We start from the raw sequence: 9,400 nt of genomic DNA, 5'->3' as shown, positions 1-9,400 counted from the left end.
CCGGCCATGCCCCAGTTTCCTCTCTTGCAGGGAAACTGTCCGCGATTTGCCTTGTCTCAGTCTGGGGGTGCACTCCACTGTGGTGGATTTAGCGAAAAGGGTGTCCGGGAATTACTGAAACACGCACCTATTGACCTGCGACCCGGAACTTCCTCTCGATTTGGATAGAGTTGGACCGTTGACCTGTTGGGATGGACGGCTCTCCCTCATGTGACTTGCGACGGCCACACTATGGGCACCGATCTTCCCGTCTCGCGTCTGCACGAACTACTGCCCCGTGGGAATGGAAGCGCCTGCGCGAAGCCCCCAAGCCCGTCGATCAGCAGACCGCCTGACCTTCACGCAACGCCATCAGAGAGCCGGCCGCGCGCACGCGCGTGTGTCAATCATGCGGCCTTCGTCGATGCGAGCCGGAAATGGCCTAGATCGCATTGAAGCGATCCTGGCTGTCTGGATCGCAGCACATGGCTGGGACGGCGCGATCACACTCTGCTGTTGCTGGCTGTGCAAACGGGGTTGCGAGTCTCGGAGATCGTCGATCTCGATCGGGACTCGGTGATACTCGACCGCGGTGCCCATGTGCGATGCGTTGGCAAGGGCCGGAAGGAGCGAAGTACACCGCTCACCAAGCACAGCAGGCCCTTCAGTGCTGGCTCACGGAGCCCAAGAAGCGCGGCGCAACGGCTCTCTTCCGAACATCCACAGCAGTAGGCTCAGCGCCGACAGCGTGCAGGCGCGTCAGAATACCTTGAAGCGGGTTCTGTGTAGGTCTTCAAGGTGCCGAGTTCTGTTTTCCTGACCAGTCCAGGTCCTCAGCGGCAGGCGAGCCTTCTTGTGCCAGGTGTCGTTGATGCTGCCGTCCTCAATGCTCCCACCCGTCGACTAATCCACTTACCCAGGCAGTCCACCGCTCAATGACGCTCTGCCGGTTCTCCGCCACCCAAACCACATCCGGCTTCGTTACATTGGACCAGTTCTGCGGTGCGGTTAGCAGTCTTAACCTGTGGGTGCGCGCGCGGCATCGAAGGGCGTAGCGATAATGTCCCATTCCATCGCGTTTGCTTCGCTCATGGCGCGCAGACGTGCTGTGCGCGAGTCGTAGCTGCCGCCGACATCAAAGATTGTCTCGATCCCTGTCTCGGATCGAAGAATAGCTCTTTCACCACGTCAAGAAAGGCGCCCCCTCCGATAGCAAGAATCACCTTAGTCTGCCCCGCCGCTTTGGCTGCTGCCACCAACTCGTCGATGGAGGCGGCCATTACCCGCGATGACCAGAGACCAGGAATCGAGGAAATGAGAACAAACCCTGCGGCACCTTTGATGAAATGACGTCTATTTGGCATGAAAAGGACTCCATTCTCGATGGCATTCGTTCGGGGTCGAGCCGCGGCCAAACGAAATCTGGTTACCACGATCGACTTGTTATGCCCCAGAGCGCCAGACGAATTCCTGGCGCTTCAAGCACCAATCTGAGAGCTATAGCCTAGATGCCCGATCGACGCGACTGACCGCGCTGCGCAATCTGCCTCAGGAGCACATTCAAAAGTGCGGTCAGTTTTGCGCGACGATTGACGGGCAAGCCGGAGTAACCTCGAACTGGCCACATAGGGGACCATCCGACGCCGATAGTTCGGAAGGCTGCTGTGTCAGCGGGAAACCATTCCCACCCCGGAATGGTCTCACCCACTTATCCAAGCGTTCCAACGTTCAAACATTACAGAGCGATTGGCACCAATCCAGTCGCCGTCCATTCTCGCTACGTTTGATCGATTGTCTGGCGCGGTGACCAGTTGCGATGCGACTTTAGGGTCAAGCAACGCCGCTGCATTCTTATTTGGCAAAGCAGCGAACATCTTTTCCATAAATGCGGCATGTGCCTCTGGGCGAGTATACATGAAGTCAAGGAGCGCTTTGGCTGCCAGGGGATGTGGCGCCCCTTTTAACAAACCCAAGAGTGTCGCTTCGAATATCGCTCCGTTCCAACTGAAACGAACCGGGACGCCTTCCTTTTGCAATCCGGAAGCGCGAGTGCTCCAGAGCATTGAGGCCACCACCTCTCTAGAGCGGAACAATTGCTGGCTTTGATTTCCGCTCGTCCACCAGACGGAAATGTGGGGGCGCAATTGATCAAGCTTTGCAAAAGCGCGATTTAGGTCGAGCGGATAGAGCTGGTCAGGTGCAACACCGTCAGCCATCAGCGCCGCCATGAGCACTGTTTGAGGACTAAAGTTCGGCAGCGACCGAGGTCCTGGAAATCTGTCCGCATCCCAGAACTCCGCCCAGGTGGACGGCCCGCCGTCGGGGAATGCTCTTTCATCGTAGGTCAGAAGCGAACCGCCAGGATCCCAAAGGACCGCGCTTTCGAAGCAGGATCCTTCCACACCATTGGTGCTAACGTTTGGCAAATCTTCACAGGTCTTCCCGAAATCGTCGAAGTACGGTTTCATCTCTGACGACAACGCAAGATCATAACTCAGCCCCACAACGTCCCATTCAACAGTGTGCGTCTGGCTCATTGCCTTGATGCGTGCGATATTGTCGGCTTCGGTGCTATCGATCGCAGCAACTGCGATTCCAGTCTCTTTTGTGAACGGCTGATAAAAGAGCTCTTCCATGATTTCTCGGTAGGTGCCGCTCCCCATCTGGATTATCACCCGGTCTTGGCCTGCGGCTTTCGCGCTCTGGACTAGTGACGATGTAGCCTGGGCGAAGGCCAGGCACGGTACAAGTGAACTCGTGGCTGCTGCAGCACTCAACCGGAGTATGTCGCGTCTGCTGATCATTCCAATTTCTCCCTTGTGGTAGGCGACTTCCAGAGCTTTAGCTTCCGCCAAATGACGGCCCCCGTCAGACAGGCTTTGTTATGTTTGGCTATCGATTGTTATGATAGCGAGGCTATAGAAGGCTGTGGCGGCGGTAACCCTAGATCGCATGCTCCTTGCAACTGACGGAATCGCTCGCTGGACTTCCCGCCTTGCACGGTCGTCCAACACGTCAGGTGACCTGCTGACCTGCCACTGAGAATTTCCTCCGTCTGAGATTAGAGTCCGGGCCTTGATTGAAGGACGGACTGACGAAGAGAAAGCGGTTTACGGAAAAGCAGATCATCGCGGTTTGTGCGAGCATGAAGTGGGCGCGAAGGTGGGCGATCTTGCCCGCAAGCACGGGGTCCGGAGGCGACGCTGTATAACTGGAAGGTCAAGTATGGCGGGATGGACGTCTCTGACGCCAAGCGGCTGAAAGCTCTGGAAGACGAGAACGCCAAGCTGAAGAAGAAGCTGCTCGCCGACCAGATGCTCGAGCCTCGGCATTGTGCGAGCTTCTGTCAAAAAATGGTAGGGCCCGCGGCCAAGCGCGAAGCCGTAGCGCATCTGCGGGCCGTCATGGGCCTATCGGAGCGTCGGGCCTGTTCCTTCGTCGGCGCCGATCGCAAGATGATCCGCTACCAGTCTCGACGAGCGCCAGAGACGGAGCTGCGTGGTGGTCGGCTGCGTGACCTCGCGGACAAGCGCCGGCGCTTCGGCTATCGACGGCTGTTCCCTCAATATCGTCGATGACGTGACGCGCGAATGCCTGGCCGCGAGCAGGGATGCGGTGATGTCCGCCAGGCATACGTCAGCAAGTTCCCGTACCCGGACCTCAAACCCCACCTTACCGGTGATGCCCACCTTGAGGCCGAAGTTACGCAGCAAGCCGCGGATGTCATTCTCGATCGCGATGGCCTTCTTCTGCAGCAGCTTTCGAGCGGTGAGCAGGGCTCGGCGCTGCTGGCTCATTACTGTCTTGACGTGCACTGGCGGGAAGAGGTTGACCCGCATCATCTGGGCGATGCCGCGAGCATCGGTCGGTCTTGTTCACCTGCGCCTTGAGGAACCCGTTCATGTGGCGGGTCTCGATGTAGACTAGGGCAAGCCTGCTTCGGCCATCCGGCTGAACAGCCAGTGTGACAACGGTTCAGCTTCCAGCCCGATTCGGACTAGTAGCAATGCGGAGGCCGGGAGTGCCAAGCAAGGTCTTCCGGGTGGCTGAGCACCTTCAGCTCCCGGCAGATCGAACCCGTTTCGTCCACGATGCAGATCGAAGTCTCTTTGGGAGAGACGCCCCAGTCCAGCGTAATGCTTCATGCAGCCTTGCTTTCCTGATGCTTGTCAGGCGACACCCTCACGCTAAATCAGCTCGAAACGCTGCATCCCTAACCATTGCTGTCGCAGACAGGGCTCAAGCCGAATACATGGGGTAATCGCGGGAGCGAGTCGCCCTGAAACCAAGAGTTATGGAAGCGGTGCGTGTTTCGGTAAGTCCCGGACGCCGATTTCACTAAGTCCCGGACAGCTGTCCGCGACTTAGCGGAATCACTGTCCGGCTTTTGCGAAATGCGCAAGCGGTGGCTGTTCCCCGACAGGATTGCAATACGGCTCACGATTCGCACCGGGCCCAAGCATCGAATGGAGAACAGCCATGGAAGAATATATCGGTCTCGACGTGTCGATGAAAGGGACGGGCGGTGTCGATCCGACGTGAAGGCAAGCGGATCTGGCGCGGCAAGTATGCCTCTGATCCAAAGGTCATTGCCGAGCTTGTCCGCAAGCGAGCGCCGGCCGCAAAGCCCGTCGTGTCCGGACCCTTATCCGTATTGTTCTATCATGCGGTCCGCGCAGAGGGATTGCCTTCGATCTGCATCGATGCGCGCCATGCCAAAGCAGCGCTCGATATGGCCGCGAACAAAGCCGACGCTAATGATGCGGACGGTTTAGCGTATCTTGGGAGGTGGGGTTCTTTCGTGAAGTGCAGGTGAAAGGCTTCGACAGCATGCTGACGCGCACGCTCGTGGCGGCACGCACCAGGCTGGTCAGGATCACGACCGAACTCTCAAACCAGATCCGAGGGCTCATGAAGACATTCGGACTGCTTGTTCCCGCCGGCAAAGGAAGCACGTTCGAGAGGAATGTCCGCAATCTCCTTGTCGACCAAGACGGGCTCACTCCAATCGTGCTGCCGATGCTGGAAGCCTGGCGCAGCATGCGCGTTCGGGCCGCTGAACTCGGGCGTCAGCTTGTCGCTGGTGCGCGTCAAAGCCGAGCGTGTCAGATACTCATGTCGATCCCCGGTGTCGGCGCGATCACCGCGACTTCGTTCGTGACGCCATTGAGGAGCCGGATAACTTCAAGAAATCCCGCTCCGTCGCGCCCTGCTTGGCCTGACGACCCGACGGTATCAATCGGGAGAGGTCGACTATGATGGCCACAGATCCCGACGGGGCGATCGTCATTTGCGAGGGCTTCTCTACGAAGCTGCGACGGTCATTCTAACCCGCAGTTCGGCTGATAGCGGCCTGCGAATATGGGGTCTAAAACTCGGGGAGACGATCGGCTTCAAACGAGCCGCCGTTGCCGTACCCCGCAAACTGGCCGTGACAATGCATGCGATGCTCAAGACCGGCGAGCTCTTCGACCGGACCGCTGGAGCAGCGTTCAGTCTTTGGGCGCGCCGAGACGTCCTGCCGGGACGTGGGCAGAGCCATTCCGCTAGATGGGATCGCACCGCTGGCTCAGCTGAGTGCGTCGAATACATTGAAAGCTCCCCCGCGAAATCCATTATGCGGCAACCGATGTTGACCGCGAAGATAACCTTGCCACCCGGCACACGCGTCTCAGAAGTGCAAGATACTTGACGTCCCCCCGCGATTAGACAACCGATCTAAACACCTAGGCACCGTCCGTTGACCCCGTTTGTGCTGGGAACTCTTACCCAGGTACCGCCGGAAAAGGGCGAATCCGGCGGAGCCGGTCAGGTATTCGGCCTGTTCTGGGCGAGACGTATCGCGCCCATCATTAGGAACGAGACGGCGACGATGATCGTGGAGACAACGGCGATAACTGGCGTAAGATTGAAGTCGATATCCTCGAACAGCTTTCTGGTTATTGTCTTGCCTTCAATGCCCGATATGAAGAAGGCCACAGTCGCCTCATCGAACGAGGAGACGAAAGCGAAAACCGCGCCTGCGATAACACCGGGGGTGATTTGTGGCAGGATAATCTCGAAAAAGGCGCGGCCGCGTCCGGCCCCGCAATTAAGGGCAGCCATTTCGAGTATGGGGTCGAAGCGCTGAAGCGATGCGGAGACGGACAGGACCACATAGGGAACGGTCAGCATTGTGTGCGCCATCAGAAAGCCGAAGAAGCTCCCCGTCAGGCGAAGCGGCGCGAAGAACAGATAGAGCGCGATCGCGATAATGATATGGGGGACAATCAGGGGGCCGAGGGCCAAACCGAGAACAAGCGATTTCCCCGGCAGATCGCCTCGAACCAGGGCGACAGCAGCGAGAGTTCCGATGATGGTCGCCGATATCGTGGTAAAGAAAGCGATGCGCAGGCTGAAAAGCGTCGCAGCGATCCAGTCAGGGTCACTGAAATACTCCACGTACCAGTGCAGAGTCAGCCCCGAGGGCGGGAATTCGATATAGGGAGCACTGCCCAACGAGATCGGTATGACGATCAGGGTGGGCAGAATCAGGAAGAGTAGTATGAGAGCAACAAGGAGACCGGCGGCGATCTTGCCGAGCGCAAGAGGACGAAACGGGCGCTCCTGGCTGAGGGCGATGATCTCAGACATTGCCGAATCCTCCAAAGGTGGCCAGGACCCTGCGGAACATGAAAGTGAGGACTAAGGTAACCACGAGAAGAACCGTCGCCAGCGCGCCTGCGAACGGCCAGTCGAGCAGAACCGTCGTCTGCTGTCCAATCAACGTCGCCATCATTAGTGTCTGGGGCCCGCCCACGAGGGCTGGCGTGACGTAGAAACCGAGCGCCAGGATGAAGGTCATCAGCGTGCCCGCGAACACGCCGGGCAGGCTCAGCGGCAAGGTGATTTGGAAAAACGTGGTGAATACCCCGGCGCCCAAGTTTGCGGCGGCCTGAGGCAGTTCCTTTGGAATTGTCCTTAGCGCACCGTAGATGGGTAGGATCATAAAAGGAATCAGCACATGTGTCATGGCGACGATGACAGCGCCTTCTGTATAGATCAGCTTGAGCGGCTGTTCGATGATGCCGGTGCCAATGAGAATGTCGTTGATGACGCCCCTGCGCTGCAGCAGAATGTTCCAAGCATAGGACCGCACAAGGACAGAGGTCCATAACGGGATCAGGACGCAGGCTGCAATCCAGAGGGTGAGCGTGCCGCGTGTGCGTGCCATGGAATAGGCAACCGGATATCCAAGTACGAAAGCACCGAGCGTTGTGGCGAATGCGATCCAGAGCGTGCGCAGCAGAACCTTCAGATAAAGCGGCTCAGTGAACATGCGAACATAATTGTCGAGGGTGAAACTGGGGTCGAAGAGGCTACCGACCAGCATGCGACCAACTGGGTAAAGGAAGCTGAAGATGAGGAGCAGAACCAGGGGCAGCAGCAGCAATGCCGTCAGGAGCGGGGGGTACCTGCCACTGGTTCCGGTGACCAGAAAGAGGCGCGAACGCGTCGCCAAGGTCGAAGTTGCAGGTCCTGCCTTGAGGCTACGCATTGGCAGTCGCCCTGCCTGAAAAAAGGTGAATGGCATTGGTTTGGAACACGATGTCGACCGCATCGCCGCGCTCGAATGCCGACAGATCACGGCTTGCCGGCGCGTGAATATGCAGCGGCGGATCGCTTCGTCCGTCAATGTTGACCAGAAGAATCTGGTGTGTGCCGAGATAAATTGAGGTGTCCACCGTACCGGCAATGGCGTCCTGGCCGCCGAAGCCGCGTGCGGCAAGGGAAATGTTCTCCGGCCGGATCGCGGCCTGCAGCGATAGTCCGGGAGAAAGCTCAAAGGCGTGTCCGTTAAGCGAGCGCGTTACACTGAGCGTCGAGGCGTCGGTGACCCTGATCTGGTGGCCGGCCTTCTCGGATCCCAGATATTCGACCGGCAGGAAGTTCATCTTGCCGATGAATTCCGCGACGAACGGAGAGGCGGGCTCGCTGTACAGACTGGTGGGGCTGCCGATCTGGGCGATCTGGCCATTCTGCATGACCGCGATGCGATCCGACATGGTCAACGCTTCCTCCTGATCGTGGGTCACATAGATCACCGTGACACTAAGACGCTGCTGAAGCATCTTGATCTCGATCTGTAACTGTTCGCGTAGTTTCTTGTCGAGTGCGCCGAGGGGCTCGTCCATCAGGAGCACGGGGGGCTCGAAGACTAGCGCCCGCGCGAGGGCAACACGCTGCTGCTGGCCGCCGGACAATTGGGTCGGCATCCGGCTGCCGTAGGCGTCGAGCTGGACCATGGCGAGCGCTTCGCCGACCCGCCGCTCGATCTGAGCGCGATCGATTTTGCGCATACGCAAGGGGAAGGCGACGTTGTCTTTCACTGACATGTGCGGGAAAAGGGCATATTTCTGGAACACCATCCCGACATTGCGCTTGTTGGGAGCAACATGCGTGACATCGGTTGCGCCGATCTCGATGAGACCCGCAGATGGAAGCTCAAAACCCGCGATCATCATCAACAGGGTCGTCTTGCCGGAACCCGAGGGCCCGAGGAGCGACAGGAACTCTCCCGGCTTCACATCGACAGACACATCCTCTACTGCCGTGACCGATCCGTAGCGCTTCGCGATTTTGCGGACGGTGACTCTTTCACCTTTCATTGTGTTCCCACTCTGGTTGTCGCTTGAACTCACATCGGGCTGACATCCACCGTTCACGCCGACCCGATCCGAACGGTCTCTGCCGTTTTACGCGGTTATGCTAGACACAGGGAGGTCGAGCACCAAGTCCGCGCAGATTATGATCTGGCCCTATTGGTTATGCCGGAAAGGTCTTCGATTTCTGCCACAGGAGGTCATCCCGCAATCCAGGCATTCCAGCAAGATCTTGACCTCGTTTCGCCCAGCCATTCTTCGGTAGTCGCCGTCACATTGGCAAGCTCGCTTCGCGCGTCGGGACCTGCGAGGCCACGATCGAAATCAATCCATCCACAGAATGCCGCACATTTTTTTGGCTCCTTCTTTATGTCAATTCCTCGTGTAGCTTGACACCCTAGCAACTTCGGACCCCGGGGCACCGCACCCCGCGAAAAAGCGAGAATCTTCACGCCGCCTCATCGACTCAACGCGAGTAAGCTCGATCGATCGCGACGGTTCATTCCCGCATGCTGGCCCGCTAGCACACCACTACGCAGCGCGCACCGACTAGGAAAGAGGACAGGTCGATCGAATGGATGAACACAGTCCGCGTGTGCGGGGCTTCCGAAACAGGCGTGACATTGTGGTCTATAGAGATGGCGAATGGGGCGAGCGCGGCGAAGTCACGTTGGCTGAAGCCTGCAAGATGCTCAATGTCGCCCCCGGATCACCGCCACGACCCCGCTTCGTCCGATGCCGGTCGTGACTTTGTCGCACCCGAAGCTGCGAAGGAGGTC

At 58.4% G+C, this 9,400-nt stretch carries 6 protein-coding genes and 4 pseudogenes; 3 read left to right on the top strand and 7 right to left on the bottom strand.

The genetic code is table 11. The features are described 5' to 3' along the window. Positions 1-504 precede the first annotated feature (504 nt). Positions 505-711, top strand: a complete 207-nt coding sequence (locus AC0L3D_RS35205) for a hypothetical protein (RefSeq protein ID WP_473647375.1) — start codon at positions 505-507, stop codon at positions 709-711. Between the two features lie 47 nt (positions 712-758). Here AC0L3D_RS35205 and AC0L3D_RS35200 read toward each other — a convergent pair. The 3 genes and pseudogenes from AC0L3D_RS35200 to AC0L3D_RS35190 form a co-directional block, all read right to left on the bottom strand. Beyond that, positions 759-867 (bottom strand): annotated as a pseudogene (locus tag AC0L3D_RS35200) (porin); the annotation flags it as partial. A gap of 200 nt (positions 868-1,067) precedes the next feature. Then, entirely contained in the window at positions 1,068-1,343 is a 276-nt protein-coding gene (locus tag AC0L3D_RS35195; protein ID WP_473647373.1) for a hypothetical protein, read from the bottom strand. 336 nt (positions 1,344-1,679) lie between these two features. After that, the gene (locus AC0L3D_RS35190) at positions 1,680-2,783 is read right to left on the bottom strand and encodes an ABC transporter substrate-binding protein (protein ID WP_473647372.1); all 1,104 of its coding nucleotides are present in this window, start codon (positions 2,781-2,783) and stop codon (positions 1,680-1,682) included. A gap of 287 nt (positions 2,784-3,070) precedes the next feature. Here AC0L3D_RS35190 and AC0L3D_RS35185 point away from each other — a divergent pair. Then, positions 3,071-3,554 (top strand): annotated as a pseudogene (locus tag AC0L3D_RS35185) (transposase); the annotation flags it as partial. 18 nt (positions 3,555-3,572) lie between these two features. On the opposite strand, the pseudogene AC0L3D_RS35180 reads toward AC0L3D_RS35185, so the two are convergent. Continuing rightward, positions 3,573-4,124 (bottom strand): annotated as a pseudogene (locus AC0L3D_RS35180) (IS110 family transposase); the annotation flags it as partial. Between the two features lie 334 nt (positions 4,125-4,458). On the opposite strand from AC0L3D_RS35180, the pseudogene AC0L3D_RS35175 reads away from it, so the two are divergent. Continuing rightward, positions 4,459-5,470: pseudogene (locus AC0L3D_RS35175) on the top strand (IS110 family RNA-guided transposase); the annotation flags it as partial. Positions 5,471-5,787: 317 nt separating this feature from the next. Here the strand turns inward: AC0L3D_RS35175 and AC0L3D_RS35170 are convergent. The 3 genes from AC0L3D_RS35170 to AC0L3D_RS35160 are packed head-to-tail and all read right to left on the bottom strand — an operon-like array spanning position 5,788 to position 8,627. After that, a complete protein-coding gene (locus tag AC0L3D_RS35170) occupies positions 5,788-6,612 on the bottom strand; it encodes an ABC transporter permease (protein WP_473647371.1) in 825 nt (274 codons plus the stop codon). Then, the gene (locus tag AC0L3D_RS35165; protein WP_473647370.1) at positions 6,605-7,516 is read right to left on the bottom strand and encodes an ABC transporter permease; all 912 of its coding nucleotides are present in this window, start codon (positions 7,514-7,516) and stop codon (positions 6,605-6,607) included. Before AC0L3D_RS35165 ends, AC0L3D_RS35170 begins: the two co-directional genes overlap by 8 nt. After that, positions 7,509-8,627, bottom strand: a complete 1,119-nt coding sequence (locus AC0L3D_RS35160; RefSeq protein WP_473647374.1) for an ABC transporter ATP-binding protein — start codon at positions 8,625-8,627, stop codon at positions 7,509-7,511. Before AC0L3D_RS35160 ends, AC0L3D_RS35165 begins: the two co-directional genes overlap by 8 nt. Positions 8,628-9,400: the final 773 nt, after the last annotated feature.

Source organism: Mesorhizobium sp. WSM4837, assembly GCF_055811435.1.
Note: the sequence above shows the minus strand (reverse complement) of the source record. Positions and strands in the feature narration are given on the sequence as shown.